Annotated in this window: 15 protein-coding genes; 8 read left to right on the forward strand and 7 right to left on the reverse strand. The window is 66.0% G+C overall.

Translation table 11 applies throughout. The features are described 5' to 3' along the window. Positions 1-16 precede the first annotated feature (16 nt). A complete protein-coding gene (locus H7F35_RS24590) occupies positions 17-397 on the reverse strand; it encodes a hypothetical protein (protein WP_187109171.1) in 381 nt (126 codons plus the stop codon). A 243-nt stretch (positions 398-640) separates the two neighbouring features. Between H7F35_RS24590 and H7F35_RS24595 the strand changes: the two genes are divergently transcribed. Continuing rightward, a complete protein-coding gene (locus tag H7F35_RS24595) occupies positions 641-1,441 on the forward strand; it encodes an alpha/beta hydrolase (protein ID WP_187109172.1) in 801 nt (266 codons plus the stop codon). A 62-nt stretch (positions 1,442-1,503) separates the two neighbouring features. Here the strand turns inward: H7F35_RS24595 and H7F35_RS24600 are convergent, their stop codons facing one another. Both H7F35_RS24600 and H7F35_RS24605 read right to left on the reverse strand, forming a co-directional pair. After that, positions 1,504-1,917: a GFA family protein gene (locus H7F35_RS24600; protein WP_187109173.1), complete on the reverse strand. Its 414-nt coding sequence runs from the start codon at positions 1,915-1,917 to the stop codon at positions 1,504-1,506. A 154-nt stretch (positions 1,918-2,071) separates the two neighbouring features. Beyond that, on the reverse strand, positions 2,072-2,977 hold the full coding sequence (locus tag H7F35_RS24605) for a LysR substrate-binding domain-containing protein (RefSeq protein ID WP_187109174.1): 906 nt from the start codon (positions 2,975-2,977) through the stop codon (positions 2,072-2,074). Between the two features lie 171 nt (positions 2,978-3,148). On the opposite strand from H7F35_RS24605, the gene H7F35_RS24610 reads away from it, so the two are divergent. The 3 genes from H7F35_RS24610 (at position 3,149) to H7F35_RS24620 (ending at position 7,091) form a co-directional block, all read left to right on the forward strand. Beyond that, the gene (locus H7F35_RS24610; RefSeq protein ID WP_187109175.1) at positions 3,149-4,138 is read left to right on the forward strand and encodes a Bug family tripartite tricarboxylate transporter substrate binding protein; all 990 of its coding nucleotides are present in this window, start codon (positions 3,149-3,151) and stop codon (positions 4,136-4,138) included. Between the two features lie 11 nt (positions 4,139-4,149). Next, a complete protein-coding gene (locus H7F35_RS24615) occupies positions 4,150-5,589 on the forward strand; it encodes an N-acyl-D-amino-acid deacylase family protein (RefSeq protein ID WP_261803333.1) in 1,440 nt (479 codons plus the stop codon). Between the two features lie 200 nt (positions 5,590-5,789). Further along, positions 5,790-7,091, forward strand: a complete 1,302-nt coding sequence (locus H7F35_RS24620; RefSeq protein WP_187109177.1) for a UDP-N-acetylglucosamine 1-carboxyvinyltransferase — start codon at positions 5,790-5,792, stop codon at positions 7,089-7,091. A 301-nt stretch (positions 7,092-7,392) separates the two neighbouring features. Here the strand turns inward: H7F35_RS24620 and H7F35_RS24625 are convergent, their stop codons facing one another. Continuing rightward, positions 7,393-8,358, reverse strand: a complete 966-nt coding sequence (locus H7F35_RS24625; protein WP_187109178.1) for a hypothetical protein — start codon at positions 8,356-8,358, stop codon at positions 7,393-7,395. A gap of 102 nt (positions 8,359-8,460) precedes the next feature. Here H7F35_RS24625 and H7F35_RS24630 point away from each other — a divergent pair, with 102 nt between their 5' ends. Beyond that, complete coding sequence (locus tag H7F35_RS24630) at positions 8,461-9,513, forward strand: NAD(P)H-dependent flavin oxidoreductase (protein ID WP_187109179.1); 1,053 nt, start codon at positions 8,461-8,463, stop codon at positions 9,511-9,513. 8 nt (positions 9,514-9,521) lie between these two features. Further along, complete coding sequence (locus H7F35_RS24635; protein ID WP_187109180.1) at positions 9,522-10,199, forward strand: alpha/beta hydrolase; 678 nt, start codon at positions 9,522-9,524, stop codon at positions 10,197-10,199. On the opposite strand, the gene H7F35_RS24640 is transcribed toward H7F35_RS24635, so the two are convergent. Beyond that, the gene (locus H7F35_RS24640; RefSeq protein ID WP_187109181.1) at positions 10,174-10,794 is read right to left on the reverse strand and encodes a TetR/AcrR family transcriptional regulator; all 621 of its coding nucleotides are present in this window, start codon (positions 10,792-10,794) and stop codon (positions 10,174-10,176) included. The two genes, H7F35_RS24635 and H7F35_RS24640, sit on opposite strands and share 26 nt — an antisense overlap. 50 nt (positions 10,795-10,844) lie before the next feature. Between H7F35_RS24640 and H7F35_RS24645 the strand changes: the two genes are divergently transcribed. Beyond that, complete coding sequence (locus tag H7F35_RS24645) at positions 10,845-11,957, forward strand: DUF2855 family protein (protein WP_187109182.1); 1,113 nt, start codon at positions 10,845-10,847, stop codon at positions 11,955-11,957. 117 nt (positions 11,958-12,074) lie between these two features. After that, entirely contained in the window at positions 12,075-12,986 is a 912-nt protein-coding gene (locus H7F35_RS24650; protein WP_187109183.1) for a DUF3014 domain-containing protein, read from the forward strand. A gap of 98 nt (positions 12,987-13,084) precedes the next feature. Here H7F35_RS24650 and gcvP read toward each other — a convergent pair whose 3' ends face one another. Both gcvP and gcvH read right to left on the reverse strand, forming a co-directional pair. Next, the gene (gene gcvP / locus H7F35_RS24655) at positions 13,085-15,994 is read right to left on the reverse strand and encodes an aminomethyl-transferring glycine dehydrogenase (protein WP_187109184.1); all 2,910 of its coding nucleotides are present in this window, start codon (positions 15,992-15,994) and stop codon (positions 13,085-13,087) included. 49 nt (positions 15,995-16,043) lie between these two features. After that, positions 16,044-16,415, reverse strand: coding sequence for a glycine cleavage system protein GcvH (gene gcvH, locus H7F35_RS24660; RefSeq protein WP_187109185.1), 372 nt, complete (start codon positions 16,413-16,415; stop codon positions 16,044-16,046). Between the last annotated feature and the right edge of the window lie 27 nt (positions 16,416-16,442).

Genomic DNA, 16,442 nt, shown 5'->3' on the forward strand with positions numbered 1-16,442 from the left:
GAGTCATCGAAATCCGTCACTTGCCCTTGGCCAGCAGTTCCATGCCTTGTCGAATCGCATCTTCCTCGCTGGAGACGAACGCGACCGCGAAGCCGAATGCTTTGCTTGCCGTTGTCGCCATCAAGCGGGCAGGTGCAGGCGTGGGCTTGTCTCCTTCAAGAACAATCATTCCCCGGCACAGCTGGGTCAGGCGAGCCTTGATCTTCTTGAAGAGAAGAGCCTTCTGCCTGCGCTCCTCGGCCGTCTCGTCATGGTGGTCGTCTTCCCCATGGTTGGTGATCAGGACGAACGGTTGCTCTTTGTCGAGCAGTTGCTGGAATTGCTCCTCGATGGACGCATGGGATTCCACTTCCGCCCTGATGAATACAAAGGGTGCGCGTGAGACATCAATCAACATTGCCGGCTTTCTGTGAGAGAGAACGATGGAAAGAGGGCGAGCAATTTGGGCAAGCTGCTCGCCACCTCTTCAGCATGTCGTTTGCGCGGATTTCGCGCTCCCTCACGCAAGCCAATCTATAGCGCGCAGCCGCCACTTGAACATGCCCGCGCGGCCGGGGCACGCCCCCGATTCCGTCGAGCGTGGGTAACATTCCTTCGTGACGCATCAGGGGCCGGTCAACGCAAGCGAAGGAGATCGTCGATGTACAACCTTGCCAGATACTGGATCGCAGGTTTTCTGATGGCGCTGGTTTCGCAAGTTCAGTCGCAGACCACCCAGAAGGTGGTCGACATTCCCACCCGGCCCGGGGTGACGCAGCGAATGCTCGTGCTGTCGCCGCCGGCGACAGCAACAACAAAGGCGGCGGTGATCCTGCTCGCGGGCGGGCACGGCGGGCTGCAGATCTTTCCCAATGGTTCGCTCAAGTGGGGTGCTGGAAACTTCCTCGTTCGCACGCGGCAGTTGTTCGCGGACCAAGGGTTCATGGTGGCCGTGGTCGATGCGCCATCGGATCGGCAAAGTCCGCCGTACCTCGGCGGGTTTCGTCAGAAGCCGGAGCACGCGGCAGACATGAAGGCGGTCATTGCGTGGATGCGCGAGCAATCGAAGGCGCCTGTGTGGCTGGTGGGCACCAGTCGGGGGACGCAATCCGCAGCGTATCTCGCCACGGAGCTTGCCGGCCCCGAAGGCCCGGACGGGATCGTCCTGACTTCGACCATCCTCATCGACAAGGCCGGCCGACCCGTTCCGGCGATGCCGCTGGAAAAGATCCGGGTGCCGGTTCTCGTCGTGCATCACGAGCAGGACGGCTGCCCGCTGTGCCCGTTTGCCAGCGTGCCTGAGCTCATGGCGAAGCTTGAAAACTCACCGAAGAAAGAATTGCTGAGCTTCAAGGGCGGCGCAAGCAACGGCGACCCGTGCGAGGCCATGGCGTATCACGGCTTCAACGGGCTCGACCGCGAAGTTGTCGAGCAGATCGGGGGCTGGATACTGGCCAGGTAGACACGGCGGTGCTATCGATCGCGCTGAACGCGCTCGCGCAGGCCAAGGTGCCGTCGCACAGCTCACATCGGTGGCATCTTGTCGAACGTCGGCAATGCCGGGTCGAGAAAGTCCCACGCATGGGCGCGCACGGCATACGTCACCGCCTGTGGCTTGTAGCGCCCCGGCTCGTCGAGGCTTGCGGCGTGCACGGTGAAGATGTCGGGCATTGCCGCAAAGGTCATGTACACGGGTGAGCCGCAGGTCGGGCAGAACGCGCGTGTCTTGACGTTGCCGCTGTCGCCGATCATGTCCCACAGCGTGGCCGGGCCGCTGTGCTTCACGCCGCCGCGCGCAAAGGTGAGGTACGAGCCGTGGCCAGTGCCGCTCTTGCGTTGGCAGTCGCGGCACTGGCAGTGGTTCTGGAAGATCGGCTCGGCTGAAATCTCGTAGCGGATGGCGCCGCACGCGCAACCGCCGGTGTAGGCGTGGTTCATTTGTCTTGTCCTTTCGAGGTTGCTTTTCCAGCGGAATTGGCTGGGTGCAAGCAATCTAGTCGGGCACGCGCGCGACGGGGGAGTAACAAGTTCGTCGTGAATGGCTGCCGCCGCTGCTGCTCGCGTTGATGCGAGCCGCACTGAACCCGTGAACCTAGGCTCGGGCGTTGTCCTTCGCCTGTTCCAGCAACCATGCCCTGAAGACCTGCAGCGATTGCATCTGCGCGGACTCTTCCGGGTAGACGAGGTAGTAGCCCTTCGCGTAGCGCCACTTGCGCCGCGACAGCCGTTTGAGTCGGCCCGCCGCGACCATGTCCTCGCCCATGTAGGGCGGCAGCAATGCCACACCCATGCCGGCGACGGACGCGTTGAGGGCCATGGACATGATCTCGTAACGCGGCCCCTCGCGTCCGGCGCCGCCCGCGATGCCTTCGAGCGTGAACCATTCGTTCCACGCATCAGGGAGCGTCTGGTGATGGATGAGTGACGACCGCGGAGTGTTCGCATCGACGACCTTGCCGTGGGCGGCGATCCATGCAGGCGCTGCGTAGGGCGACAGGATCAACGGCAACACGAACTCGCTGTGCAGGCCGGGGCGCTGCCCATCGCCGAACTCCAGCGACGCATCGACCGACGTGCTGCGAAAGTCCACCGGCCCCACGCGCGTGCCCAGGTTGAGGATGATTTCTCCATGGTCGCGCGTGAACGCCGGCAGGCGCGGAATGAGCCAGTAGCTGCCCACCGATGCACCGACCGACAGCGACAGTTCGCCCCCGCGGCCCTTGAACGCCATGACGTTGGACGTGGCACGTTCGAGCCGGTGGAGCAGCGGCGCGATTTCGCCGAGGTAGTAGCGCCCGGCGTCCGTCAGCGTCAGTGCCTCGCGCCGGCGGGTGAAGAGCTTGACGCCGAGCCGGTCTTCCAGCGTCTGGATCTGCCGGCTTACCGCGCCCTGCGTGAGGCGCAGCTCCTGCGCGGCAGCAGTGAAGGAGCGCAAACGCGCGCTGGCTTCCAGGCAAAGCAGCGATGTCGTGGACGGGGCTCGGACGTGATGGTTCATGAGAAAAGAACAAGTTCGGTGCGCGAATGCTCCATGAATTCGTTCGCGCACCGCAATCATGCATGAGGAAAGCGCATGCAGAGCCCAGCAAACATGGTTTGTCCACCTCGGCCTGAAAACAGATCATCGCGCCGTCCCTCCGGGTGTTTTCAACGATGAAAGGATGAGCCGATGACTGCCAACCGTCCCACGCGACGCGACCTTCTGCAACTGGGCTGCGCCACCGCGTTCGCCGGTGTGCCGCTGTTGTCGCGCGCCGCAAGCTGGCCCGAGCGGCCCATCCGGCTGGTGGTGCCATCGGCAGCGGGCGGCTCGCCGGATGCGGTCTGCCGCATCCTCACCAGCGAGCTTTCGCGGTCACTGGGGCAACCCCTTGTCGTGGACAACAAGCCGGGCGCGGGCGGCAACATCGGGATGATCGACATCGTGCGCGCCGCACCGGACGGATACACCTTGGGCTACGGCAATGTCGGTACGCTGGCCATCAACAAGTCGCTGTTCAAGACGTTGCCTTACGACCCCGACAGGCAACTCGTTCCGGTGGCGCTTCTGGGCTATGTGCAGAACGCCCTGGTGGTGCGCAAGGAGCTTGGCGTGAACAGCGTCCAGGAATTGATTGCACTGGCCAAGTCGAAGCCGGGTGCGCTCAGCGTGGGGTCTGCGGGCAACGGAACGACGGGGCACCTGAGCGGCGAGCTGTTCAAGAGCATGGTCGGCATTTCGATGACGCACGTTCCTTATCGCGGCAGTCCGCAGGCCATTCAGGACCTGATGGGCGGGCAGGTCGACCTGATCTTCGACAACCTCAGTTCCATCTCGCCGCACATCAAGGCGGGGCGACTCAAGGTGCTGGCCGTGACCGGAGCACACCGCAGCGCGCTGTTTCCAGAGATTCCCACCATGGCCGAGTCCGGTGTCGTGGGCTATGACGTGGTGGCGTGGGGCGGCATCGTCGCGCCCGCCAAGACGCCTGCGGGCGTCGTTGCGCAAGTGAACGGCGCCATCAACACGATCCTGGCCACGCCCGGCATTCGCGAAAAATACGCAGCCATCGGGTTCGAGACATTGACGGGCCCGCCCGAACGCCTGACGGAGCGTGTCGCACGCGAAACCCCGATCTGGGCCGACGTGGTGAAGCGCTCCGGCGCGCAGGTCGAATGACGGGCGCGCCAATGCTTGACTTGATCATCGAGGGTGGATGCGTGATCGATGGCACTGGTGCGCCGCGTTGGCGCGCGGATGTGGGGATTGCCGCAGGCCGCATTGCCGGGATCGGCGATCTTTCTGCGGTGCCAGCCCGAGAGCGCTTCGATGCGCGCGGGCGCATCGTGGCGCCGGGCTTCATCGACGTGCACACGCACGACGACCGCTTGCTGCTCGATACGCCAACCGGCGCGCACCCGAAGCTGTCGCAAGGGGTGACCACCGTGGTCACCGGCAACTGCGGCATCAGCCTGGCCCCGCTGAAGGCGCCGGCGACGCTTCCGGCTCCGCTGGATCTGCTGGGCACGGACGCATGGCGCTTCAACAGCTTCGGCGATTACCTGAACGAATTGGAGCAGTCCGGGCCCGCAGTGAATGCGGCCTGTCTGGTCGGGCACTCGACGCTGCGCGTGCGCCGCATGGACCGGCTGGACCGCGCAGCCACCGCAGGCGAAGAACGGCTCATGGCCAACGACCTGGCCGAGGCGCTGGAAGCGGGTGCCATCGGCATGTCGACCGGGCTGTACTACCCGCCGGCCAAGGCGGCCAGTACGCAAGAGGTCATTGCCGTGGGCGCGCCGCTCACCCACGCCGCAGGCGTCATCACGATGCACATCCGCGATGAAAGCGATGCCATCGACGATGCGCTGCGCGAGGCGCTGCTGATCGGACGAGCGCTGGGCGTAGACACGGTGCTGTCGCACCACAAGCTGGTCGGCAAGGCCAACCATGGCCGTTCGGTGGAAACGCTGGCCATGATCGAGCAGGCCGCGAAGGGCCAAGCGGTGTGCTTCGACTGCTATCCCTACAACGCCTCTTCCACCATGCTGCTGCCCGCGCGGGTGGCGCAGTCGGACGACGTGCGGGTGACCTGGTCAAAGGCCGACGCCAGCGCCGCCGGGCAATCGCTCTTTGCGCTGGCACGCGAGCGCGGCGTCACGCCCGAGCAACTGGCGCTGGACCTGCAGCCCGCGGGCGCCATCTACTTCGCCATGAGCGAAGACGACGTGAGCCGCATCCTCAGCCATCCGATGGCCATGGTGGGCTCCGACGGGCTCGCGCACGACGTGAGCCCGCATCCTCGGTTGTGGGGCACTTTCCCCAAGGTGCTGGGGCACTATGTGCGCGAGCGCCGGCTGTTTTCGCTGGAAGCGGCGGTGTACAAGATGACCGGCCTGAGTGCGCGCCGGTTCGGCCTGCAAGGCCGGGGCGTGCTGGCGCAGGGCCATCATGCCGACGTCGTGGTGTTCGACGAGCAGCAAGTGGCCGATCGCGCGACCTTCGCGAACCCCACCGAGGTCAGCACCGGCATCGACGCGGTGTTCGTGAACGGCCGGCTGGCCTGTCGCGATGGCCACACCATGGACGTGCACGCCGGGCGTGTGCTGCGGCATGGGCGTTCGCCATGAGCGCGTGCGCATAAGAAGTTGGTTTTGGAAAACTGGTTGGATGTAACGCGAAAGAATTGTTAATTCCGCGGCTTCCGCTTTGAAGTTCTTACAACTTCAGCGCCGTTCATGCTGCTTTCAGACGGTAAAGTTGTCCGCTTCTGGTTTCGGATTGTCCGCGGCCTTTTTCTCCCACCGCCTCCCGCTTTTCCCGCCTCTTCATGTCCAACCTCATCGTGCACGGCGGTACGCCGCTGCGTGGCCGCATCACTCCCTCCGCCAACAAGAACGCCGTGCTCCCGGTGCTTTGCGCCACCTTGCTCACCTATGAGCCCCTGCGCCTGCATGGCGTGCCCGACATCACCGACGTGCGCAAGATCCTCGACATCTTCCGTACGCTCGGCAGCGACGTGCACATGGACCATGAGACCGGCACGCTCGAACTGCACCACCGCGAGACCACTTTCGACGCGTCGCTGCACCGGCTGCCCGAGGAAATGCGATCGTCCATCATGCTGGTGCCGCCGCTGCTGGCACGCTTCGGCGTGGCGCGGCTGGAAGACAACGTCAAGGGCTGCACCCTGGGCGTGCGCGAGATCGATCCGCACGTGGAGGTGTTCCAGCGCTTCGGCGGCAAGGTCGAGCGCACCGAAGGTTCGCTGCTGGTGCACAGCGACGGTCGGCTGACGCCCACCGACCACTGGCTCGACTACGCCTCGGTCACCACCACCGAGAACTTCGTGCTGTGCGCCGCTGCTGCGGACGGCATTTCGACGCTGACCAATGCCGCGTCGGAGCCGCACGTGCAGGAGTTCTGCCGCTTCATGGCAATGATCGGCGTGCGCATCGAAGGCATGGGCACTTCGCGGGTGACGGTGCATGGCGGCAACGCGCTGAAGGGCGGGGAGTTTCGTTTCGACGAAGACTTCCACGAGATCACGACCTTTTTGGCGCTGGGCGCCATCACGGGTGGTGACGTGGTCGTGCGCAACAGCGCGCCAGAAAACTTCCCGCTGATCGACCGCACCTTTGCCAAGTTCGGCGTGCAGATCACGCACGAAGACGGCTGGTCGCGCGCGATCCGCAGCGGCCCGCTGAAGGTGCAGACGCCTTTCACGAGCAACGTGCTGACCAAGGTCGAGGCGGCGCCATGGCCTTACTTTCCGGTGGACCTGCTGCCGATCTTCATTGCACTGGGCGTGCGCGCGCAGGGCAATGCGATGTTCTGGAACAAGGTGTACGACGGCGCGCTGGGCTGGACGGGCGAACTGTCGAAGTTCGGCGCGCATGTGTTCTCGTCCGATCCGCACCGGCTGATTACCTTCGGCGGCAATCCGCTGACGCCGGCGGTGGTGGAGAGCCCCTACATCATCCGCGTGGCGATTGCGCTGTTCATGGTGGCGGCGAGCATCGAGGGGCGTTCGGAGATCCGCAATGCCACGCCGATCCGGCGCGCGCATCCGCGCTTTGTCGAGAACCTGCGCAGCCTGGGCGTGCAGGTGGAGTGGACCAGCGAGGAATAAGTAGCGGGCGCTGCTGTTCAGGGCGTCGCTCACGCCGACACGGTGTTCTTTTTCGCGAATGTCCCCCGCTTCGCTCCTCCTTTATTTAGCTAAGAAGAGCCCCGTATCGACGTGAGCGCTCAGAGCACTGGTTGATCGGCCGGAAACGCACAGCGTGCCCAGGTGCGAATGACGCCAGGTGCTCCCCGCAGCGAAATAAAGGAGGAGCGAAGCGGGGGACATTCGCGGAGGGGAGCACCTGGTGTCATTCGCACTCGCCCCGAATGAACCCGCCCCGAGCATCACGACGAGCAAGACGCCGTCAAAACCCCGGCACAGGATTGCGCCCCTCACCCGGCACATAGGTGCCCTTGCGATAGGTATAGATCACCGTGCGGTCGACGGTCTGAGCACGGTCGCTGGTGTTGGTCGTTTGCGCGCCGCTGAACACGATGCGCATGTCGCCCGGTTCGTCGTCGGTGCCCAGCACAAACTCCGGCGTGCCGTCCACATCGAAGCAACTGCCGCGCGCCGGGGTCTCCGGGCGCTTGTTTTGCAGCACCTGCTCGCAGGCCTCGTCGGCGCCGCTGTTCGTCGCCGACAGCGGGATGCTGGTGACCAGCTCGTGCACCGTGCTGGCGCCCAGTTCGTAGACCGAGAACCAGGTGCCGCAGTTGCCCTGCCAGCAACTGCCGCTGGTGGTGGTCAGCACGAAGCGCTGCGGCGCGATGCGCTCCACCCTCGTCTGGCCGATGTTGCCCATGAAACCGAGGTAGTCGACGCCGTCGCTGCGCTTGGTGAGCGTCCATCCGTCGGCGCCCTGCTCGAAGAAGTAGGCGCCGAGCCAGGCTCCGGCCACGTGGCTGCTGATGGGTTGGCCCTGGTCGTCGAGCGGCACGGTCTCGGTCAGCATCACGGCGTGCGTGTCGTCCAGGCGCACCACCTCGCGCGGCGACACGTTGGCTTGCTGCTCGGCCTCGCTGCCCGACACGGGCTTGCCGTCATTGCCGATGTCCGGCAACTGCACGGCGCCGCCACGGCCGTCGTCCTTGTCTTCCCAGCCGGGGAATATCAGCGCCATGAGTTCGCCGCGCTTGAGCGTGGCGGCGTTGGTGGGGGCTGGGGCTGCTTCTGTGGTGACTGCTGCCGCCGGAGCGTCTACTGTCGTGGTGGCGGAAGAAGAACTGCTGTCTTCCTGCGAGCAGCCAGCGAGGCCGAAAAGCAGGGCGATGGCGCCTGCAAGCAGGGTGCGCGAAAGAACGGGGCTGGAAACGAGCGGACTGTGCATGCCCGCGATTGTGCCGAAGCCGGGCGGCCATGACCCCGCCGCCAAGGCGACCACCGGCTTGGCGGGAGAATGGCCGGCATCGACACACAAGGAACCTTTCGCATGACGACGCTGAAGCAGATTCTCGGTACCGAACTTCCCCTGATCCAGGCGCCGATGGCCGGCGTGCAAGGCAGCGCGATGGCAATTGCGGTCAGCAATGCAGGCGGGCTCGGCTCGTTGCCCTGCGCCATGTTGAGCGCCGACGCGATGCGCGGCGAACTCGCGGCAATCCGCGCTGGAACAAACAAGCCCTACAACGTCAACTTCTTCTGCCACACACCGCCCGAACCGAGCGCGCAGCGCGAAGCGACTTGGCGCGCCGCGCTGGCGCCGTACTACGCCGAGTACGGCATCGATGCGGCGAGCATCCCGGCCGGGCCGGGCCGCAACCCCTTCAGCGCCGACGTGGCCGATCTGCTGGCCGAGTTCAAGCCCCCGGTCGTGAGCTTTCATTTCGGGCTGCCATCCGAGGCACTGCTGGCGCAGGTGCACGGCTGGGGCGCGAAGGTGCTGGCATCGGCCACCACGCTCGAAGAAGCGCTGTGGCTCGAAGCGCATGGCGCCGATGCCGTCATTGCGCAGGGGCTCGAAGCAGGCGGGCATCGCGGGCACTTTCTCTCGCACGACCTGACGAAGCAGCTCGGCACCTTCGCGCTGCTGCCGCAACTGGTGCGCGCCATCAAGCTGCCCGTGATCGCGGCCGGCGGCATCGCGGATGCGAACGGCGTGGCCGCGGCCATGGCGCTGGGCGCCGCGGGCGTGCAGATCGGCACCGCCTACATGCTGACGCCCGAAGCCACGACCAGTGCGCTGCACCGCGCGGCGCTCAAGAGCGAGGCCGCGCGCCACACGGTGCTGACCAATCTGTTCACGGGCCGGCCGGCACGCGGCATCGTCAATCGCGTGATTCGCGAGCTGGGGCCCATCGGCGCAGCAGCTCCGGAATTTCCACTCGCCACCTCGGCCATCGCGCCGCTGCGCGCCAAGGCCGAAGCCAAGGGCAGTGGCGATTTTTCTCCGCTGTGGTCGGGCCAGAATGCGACCGGCTGCCGCGAGCTGCCCGCAGCGGAAGTCACGCGCGCGTTGGCCCAAGGTTTTTCTACATCGCTCTGAACCCATCCATGACCCAAGTTCACCTGCCCCTCAAGTTCCTGGAACACGCCGCGCAGCCCCAGGTGCGCGAACCCTGGCTGCTGGTGCTGATGCACGGCGTCGGCAGCAACGAGCAGGACCTGTTCGGGCTGGCGCGCATGATGCCGCCGCAGTTTCATGTGCTGAGCCTGCGCGCGCCCTATGTGCTGTCGCCCGATGCCTACGCCTGGTTCGAGTTCCAGATACTGGCCAATGGCGAGCGTCAGATCAACGAAGAGCAGGAGCGCGAAAGCCGCTTCCTGGTCGGCGAGATGATCGCCTCGGCCGCCAAGCAACTCGGTGTGCCGCCGGAGCGCATCGTGGTCGGCGGCTTCAGCCAGGGCGGGATCATGGCGCTGTCGCTGCTGCTGACAAAACCCGAGAGCGTGCGTGCCGCGATGGTGTGGCACAGCCGGCTGCTGTCGCAGGTGGTGCCGCACATTGCGCCGCCCGAGGCCTTCGAGGGCAAGGCGCTGTGGGTGAGCCACGGCAGCGCCGACAACGTGATTCCGCCCAGCGCCGCGGAGGCCACGCGCGAACTGGCGCGCACGCTGCCGCTGGCGTTGTCTGGTTCGGATTTTCCGGGCGCGCACGAGATTCGCCCGGCCGAGCTGCAGGGCTCGCTGGCGTGGCTGCAGTCGCTCAGCGCGCCAGCAGGCGCGCCATGACCATCGCCTGCATCTCGCCGACCCAATCGTCGCGATCGTCGTTCAGGGGCTGCACCAGCAGCCGGTAACGGCGGCCACCCCAGGCGGCGGTCAGCAGTGCGTGGATGGTGGTGGGCGAGGGCGGTGGCTGCAGGTCTTCGCAGGCCGCGAAAGCCTGCATCCAGCGCGCCGCGAGTTCGTCGTACACCCGGCGATGGTGCTTGGGCTCGGCCACGCGGTGTTCGAGCATCAGCATCTCGTGGTCGAAGGCGGGCAGGCCTTCGAGTTGCGCGTCGCAGGTCAGGCGCACCAACCGTTGCACTCGCTCGCGCCACGCGAGATCGGTGAGTGCGATCACCTCGGCGTCGATGCGTGCGAGCAGCGCCTCGACGCAATGGCGCACATAGCCCGAGAGCAACGCTTCCTTGTCGGGAAAGTAGTCGTAGAGCGTGCCGACGGCAATGCCGGTTTCGAGCGCCACGGCGCGCGTGGTCACGCCTTCCCATCCGTGCGCGGTCCAAATCCGAACAAAGGCGTCGTAGATCGCCTGAACGGTGAACTTGCCGCGTGCCTGCGTGGGGCGTTTCAGGGGCTTGGAGCGGGGTGCGGCGGGCATCGACTGGTTTTCCGAACCCGTCGCGGGACGGGGCGCCATACAGTTTGCGAATGAACAACGCATTCACTTTAACCCGCCTCGAAACGCGCAAGAACGCACTCGGCACGACCCGCGTGCTGACCACGCCCGACGACGGCGCGCTGCAACCCGGCGAGGTGCTGATGAAAATCAGCCGCTTCTCGCTGACCACCAACAACATCACCTATGCCGCCTTCGGTGACGCGGTGATGAAGTACTGGCAGTTCTTTCCCACCGGCGATGCCGACTGGGGCCACATGCCGGCCTGGGGCTTTGCCGACGTGGCGGCATCGAACGTGGAAGGTGTGGCCGTGGGCGAGCGCTTCTACGGCTACTTCCCGATCGCGAGCCACCTGCGCATGCAGCCGGTGCGCGTGACGGCGCGGGGTTTCTACGACGGCGCAGCGCACCGCAGCGAACTGGTGTCGGCCTACAACCAATACATGCGCTGCAGCAACGACGCCGGCTACGTTGCCGCACTCGAGGACTACCAGATGCTGGTGCGCCCGCTCTTCATCACCTCGTTCATGCTGGCCGACTTCCTGGAAGACAAGGGCTTCTTGGGCGCGACGCAGGTGGTGGTGTCGAGCGCGTCCAGCAAGACGGCGTTCGGCACCGCGTTCTGCCTCGACAAGCGAGAGGGCTTGCAGCTGATTGCCGCCACCTCGGCCGGCAACCGCGCCTTCGTGGAAGGGCTGGGCTGCTACGACCGCACCTTGAGCTACGAGGACATCACCACGCTGCCGGCCGACGTGCCCACGCTCTACATTGACTTCTCGGGCAACGACGATCTGCGCGCGACCATTCACCATCACTTCGGCGATGCACTGGTGTACGACTGCTATGCAGGCTCGGCGCAGAAGACCGAGTTTCTCGGCAACACCGACGCGCTGCCTGGCCCGACGCCCCAGCTCTACTTCGCGCCCGTGCAGATCCGCAAGCGGAATGCCGACTGGGGCCCGGAGGAGGTCAACCGCCGCTTCAACGAAGCACAGGGCCGCTTCGTCGCCGAACTGAGCCAACCCGGCAACCGCTGGATGACGCTGGCACGCGGCGAGGGTTTTGCGCATGCGCAGGCGGTGATCGCGAACCTGCATGCGGGCAAGGTCGACCCGCGCGAGGCGCACGTCATCGGCATCGACTGAACTTCCGCGCGGTCGGCGCGTCACAGTGCGTTACGAGGATGTGGCCGTGGTGCGGCCGTTATTGGTGCACCATAGCTCCGTCTCCCACTGCAGCCTTCGCAAAAGGAAACCGACCTCATGTCCGACAGCGACACGCGCGATACGCGCGACTCTCCCGAATTCAGGCCCCGCCGCGAGGCACCGACCGGCACCATCGTCGTCATCGTTTTGCTGGCGCTGGTGGCTGCCTTCTTCGGTTGGCGCTGGTATCAGCAGCAACAGGTCAAGCCAGCCGAACCCGTGCCGGTGGCCGCCGCGCCGAACGATGCGCCCGCCCCGCCGCCTGCCGCCGAGCCCACCGGCCCGCAGAACCCGGTCGATGCGCTCGCGCCGCCCGATGCGGCCCTGCCCAAGCTCGCCGATTCCGATTCGCGCGTGATGAAGGCGCTGGCCGAATTGCTCGGCGGCAAGAACGCGGAAGCCTTCCTGCGTTCCGACGGCATCGTGCGGCGCTTTGTCGCCACGGTCGACAACCTCGCGCGCGAACAGTCGCCTGCCAGCGCGTGGCCGGTGCAACCGACGGGGCAGCGCTTCATCACCGAAGGGCCGCAGGGCGGCGCGCAGACCATCGCTGCCAACAACGCTGCACGCTACAACGGCATCGTGCTGCTGGCCGAGTCGATCGATCCGGCGAAGGCGGCAGCGGTGTACGCCAAGCTCTATCCGCTGTTCCAGCAGGCCTATGAAGAGCTGGGCTACCCGGGGCGCTACTTCAACGACCGGCTCATTGCCGTGATCGATCATCTGTTGCAAGCGCCAGAGCCCACCGGGCCGGTGCAGGTGCGGCTGGTCGAGGTGAAGGGCGACGTGCCGTCGACGCGGCCTTGGGTGCGCTACGAGTACGTCGACCCGAGGCTCGAATCGATGTCCTCGGGCCAGAAGATCATGGTGCGCATGGGCCCGGAGAACGAGCGCAAGCTGAAGGCCAGCCTGCGCGGGCTGCGTCAGCAGATCGCCACCGCCGATATCGCCAAAAAGAAGAAGCAGTAACAGGGCTTCGACCATCGCGGCCACGGCGATGGCTGCATCCGGCAGAGTGACCGCGCCGCGGGTGTGCGGCGGGCCACCGAGGCGCGGGTTTGCCGGCCTCAGGCTTCTTCGGTTTCCTTGTAGTCGCCCACCGGCACGCAACTGCAGAACAGGTTGCGGTCGCCATACACGTTGTCGACGCGGCCGATCGGCGGCCAGTACTTGGCCTTTTTGAGTTCGGCCAGCGGGAACGCGCCGAGTTCGCGCGAGTAGGGGTGCGCCCATTCCGTTCCGAGCAGGCTGGCCGCCGTGTGCGGTGCGTGCTTGAGCGGGTTGTCTTCCTTCGGCCACACGCCTTCTTCGATGCGGCGGATTTCGCCGCGAATGGCGATCATTGCGTCGATGAAGCGGTCGAGTTCGGCCAGCGGCTCGCTCTCGGTCGGCTCGACCATCAGCGTGCCGGGCACCGGGAAGCTCAATGTGGGCGCGTGGAAGCCGTAGTCGATCAGGCGCTTGGCCACGTCTTCGGCGGTGACGCCGCTGGTGTCTTTCAGTGGGCGCAGGTCCAGGATGCACTCGTGCGCGACATGGCCGTTGGGGCTTGCGTACAGCGTGGGGTAGTGGTCCTTCAGGCGCGCGCTGATGTAGTTTGCGCTCAGGATCGCGGTTTCGGTCGCGGCCTGCAGGCCCTTGGCGCCCATCATGCGGCAGTACATCCAGCTGATCGGCAGCACGGCCGCGTTGCCCAGCGGCGCGGCCGAGACGGCGCCCACGCCGTTCGATGCCAAACCTGCCGTTGCATGGCCCGGCAGGTAAGGCACGAGGTCTTCGACCACGCAGACAGGGCCGACGCCGGGGCCGCCACCGCCGTGCGGAATGCAGAAGGTCTTGTGCAGGTTCAGGTGGCTCACGTCGCCGCCGAACTCGCCCGGCGCGGCCACGCCGACCAGCGCGTTCATGTTGGCGCCGTCCACGTACACGCGGCCGCCGTGTTCGTGCACCAGCTCGCACAGCTCCTTCACGCGGGTCTCGAACACGCCGTGCGTGCTGGGGTAGGTGATCATCACGGCCGCCAGGTTGGCGCTGTGCTTCTCGCAGGCACGCTTCAGGTCGTCCATGTCGACGTTGCCCTGCGCATCGCAGGCCGTCACCACCACCTGCAGGCCCACCATCTGCGCGCTCGCGGGATTGGTGCCGTGCGCCGACGACGGAATCAGGCAGATGTTGCGATGGCCCTGGCCCTTGGCTTCATGGAAGGAGCGGATGGCCAGCAGGCCGGCGTATTCGCCTTGCGAGCCGGCATTGGGCTGCAGGCTGATGCCCGCGTAGCCAGTCGCTTCGCACAGCCAGGCGCGCAGTTGCGCGTCGAGTTGCGCGTAGCCCTGCAGCTGGTCGGCCGGTGCGAAGGGGTGGATGTTCGCGAACTCGGGCCAGGTGATCGGGATCATCTCGCTGGTCGCATTGAGCTTCATCGTGCAGCTGCCCAGCGGGATCATGCTGCGGTCGAGCGCGAGGTCCTTGTCGGACAGGCTGCGGATGTAGCGCAGCATCGCGGTTTCGCTCTTGTGCGTGTTGAACACCGGATGCGTGAGGAAGGGGCTGGTGCGGCGCAGGTCTTCGGGGATCAGCGGCACGGCCTTGCCGGCAAGGTCGTCGAAGCGCGGCATCGGCGTGCCGGCGGGCACGAACAGGGCCCACAGCGTTTCGACGTCGGCGCGCGTGCTGGTCTCGTCCAGCGAGATGCCCAGGTGCTGCTGCAAACGTTGGCGCAGGTTGACGCCGGCGGCGTAGGCACGCTCGATGATCTTCGGCGTGTCGTCGTCGGTGCGGACGGTCAGCGAATCGAAGGCGGTGGTGTTGACCGGCTCGCGACCCATCTGCGCGAGGCCTTGCGCGAGGATGGCGGTGAGCGCCGCTACGCGCTGTGCGATGCGCGTCAGGCCATCGGGCCCGTGGTACACGGCGTACATGCTGGCGACGACGGCCGGCAGCACCTGCGCCGTGCAGATGTTGGATGTGGCCTTCTCGCGGCGGATGTGTTGCTCGCGCGTTTGCAACGCGAGGCGGTAGGCGGGCTGGCCGTGCGTGTCGACGCTCACACCGACGAGGCGACCCGGCAGCGAGCGCTTGAACGAGTCGCGGCAAGCCAGGTAGGCGGCGTGCGGGCCGCCGTTGCACAGCGGCATGCCGAAGCGCTGCGTGGTGCCGCAGACGATGTCGGCATCGAACTCGCCTGGCGCGACGAGCAAAGTGAGTGCCAGCAAGTCGGCCGCGACGATGAAGGCGGCGTCGCACTGGTGCGCGTGGCCCGCGAGCGGTCGCAGGTCGTGCACGTGGCCGGTGGTGGCGGGGTATTGCGCGAGCACGCCGAAGAACTCGCCGCTCACCATCAGGTGCGGCAGCGTTTCGGACACGGTGCTCACCTTGACCTCGATGCCCAGCGGCGCGGCGCGCGTCTTGATGACTTCGATGGTCTGCGGATGGCAGTCGCCCGAGACCAGGAACACGTTGCTTTTGCTCTTCACGCTGCGCTTGGCGAGCGTCATGGCCTCGGCGGCCGCCGTGGCTTCGTCGAGCATCGATGCGTTGGCGATGGCCATGCCCGTGAGGTCGCACACCATCGTCTGAAAGTTGAGCAGGGCTTCCATGCGGCCCTGCGAAATTTCGGCCTGGTAGGGCGTGTAGGCGGTGTACCAGGCGGGGTTTTCGAGCACGTTGCGCAGGATCACGCCCGGCGTGTGCGTGCCGTAGTAGCCCTGGCCGATGAAGCTCTTGAACACCTTGTTCTTCGACGCCATCGCCTTCAGTTCGGCCAGCGCATCGGCTTCGGTCACCGGTGCGGGCAGGCGCATGGGCCTGGTGCGGCGGATGGCCGCGGGCACGATGCCGTCGATGAGTTCCGCCCGCGTCGCCGAGCCGATCACCGGCAGCATGCGCGCCTCGTCCGCCGCATCGATGCCGATGTGGCGGGCGAGAAATTCTTCGGCGTTCTCTAGTTCTTGCAAAGAGGGAAGGGCGGGAATCGGCATGGCGGTGAAGGCTTGGGGAGAAGAAGGAAAGGCGGGGGAACGCGGTGGATCAGGATTCGGCGGCGAACTTGTCGTAGGTGGCCGAGTCGAGCAGCGCGTCGAGTTGCGCGGGTTCGCTCAGCTTGACCTTGAAGAACCAGCCGCTGGCCAGCGGGTCGCTGTTGGCAAGCGACGGATCGGCGCGCAGCGCTTCGTTCACTTCGGTGATCTCGCCCGACACGGGCATGAACACGTCGGCGGCGGCCTTGACCGATTCGACGACGCCGGCGACTTCGCCTTGCGCAAAGGTCTTGCCGACTTCAGGCAGGTCGACGAACACCACGTCGCCCAGCGCGTCCTGCGCGTGCAGGGTGATGCCGACGGTGGCGGCACCGCCCTCGGCCAACACCCATTCGTGGTCCTTGGTGTACTTGATGCTCATGGGAAAACTCCTCGTGGAAAAAATGAA

Source organism: Variovorax sp. PAMC26660, assembly GCF_014302995.1.
GTDB lineage: Bacteria > Pseudomonadota > Gammaproteobacteria > Burkholderiales > Burkholderiaceae_C > Variovorax.

What these genes read in the sequence shown, in the direction of transcription:
- H7F35_RS24590 (WP_187109171.1), bottom strand. Translation starts at nt 397, where the DNA reads ATGTTGATTGATGTCTCACGCGCACCCTTTGTATTCATCAGGGCGGAA.
- H7F35_RS24595 (WP_187109172.1), top strand. Translation starts at nt 641, where the DNA reads ATGTACAACCTTGCCAGATACTGGATCGCAGGTTTTCTGATGGCGCTG.
- H7F35_RS24600 (WP_187109173.1), bottom strand. Translation starts at nt 1,917, where the DNA reads ATGAACCACGCCTACACCGGCGGTTGCGCGTGCGGCGCCATCCGCTAC.
- H7F35_RS24605 (WP_187109174.1), bottom strand. Translation starts at nt 2,977, where the DNA reads ATGAACCATCACGTCCGAGCCCCGTCCACGACATCGCTGCTTTGCCTG.
- H7F35_RS24610 (WP_187109175.1), top strand. Translation starts at nt 3,149, where the DNA reads ATGACTGCCAACCGTCCCACGCGACGCGACCTTCTGCAACTGGGCTGC.
- H7F35_RS24615 (WP_261803333.1), top strand. Translation starts at nt 4,150, where the DNA reads ATGCTTGACTTGATCATCGAGGGTGGATGCGTGATCGATGGCACTGGT.
- H7F35_RS24620 (WP_187109177.1), top strand. Translation starts at nt 5,790, where the DNA reads ATGTCCAACCTCATCGTGCACGGCGGTACGCCGCTGCGTGGCCGCATC.
- H7F35_RS24625 (WP_187109178.1), bottom strand. Translation starts at nt 8,358, where the DNA reads ATGCACAGTCCGCTCGTTTCCAGCCCCGTTCTTTCGCGCACCCTGCTT.
- H7F35_RS24630 (WP_187109179.1), top strand. Translation starts at nt 8,461, where the DNA reads ATGACGACGCTGAAGCAGATTCTCGGTACCGAACTTCCCCTGATCCAG.
- H7F35_RS24635 (WP_187109180.1), top strand. Translation starts at nt 9,522, where the DNA reads ATGACCCAAGTTCACCTGCCCCTCAAGTTCCTGGAACACGCCGCGCAG.
- H7F35_RS24640 (WP_187109181.1), bottom strand. Translation starts at nt 10,794, where the DNA reads ATGCCCGCCGCACCCCGCTCCAAGCCCCTGAAACGCCCCACGCAGGCA.
- H7F35_RS24645 (WP_187109182.1), top strand. Translation starts at nt 10,845, where the DNA reads ATGAACAACGCATTCACTTTAACCCGCCTCGAAACGCGCAAGAACGCA.
- H7F35_RS24650 (WP_187109183.1), top strand. Translation starts at nt 12,075, where the DNA reads ATGTCCGACAGCGACACGCGCGATACGCGCGACTCTCCCGAATTCAGG.
- gcvP (WP_187109184.1), bottom strand. Translation starts at nt 15,994, where the DNA reads ATGCCGATTCCCGCCCTTCCCTCTTTGCAAGAACTAGAGAACGCCGAA.
- gcvH (WP_187109185.1), bottom strand. Translation starts at nt 16,415, where the DNA reads ATGAGCATCAAGTACACCAAGGACCACGAATGGGTGTTGGCCGAGGGC.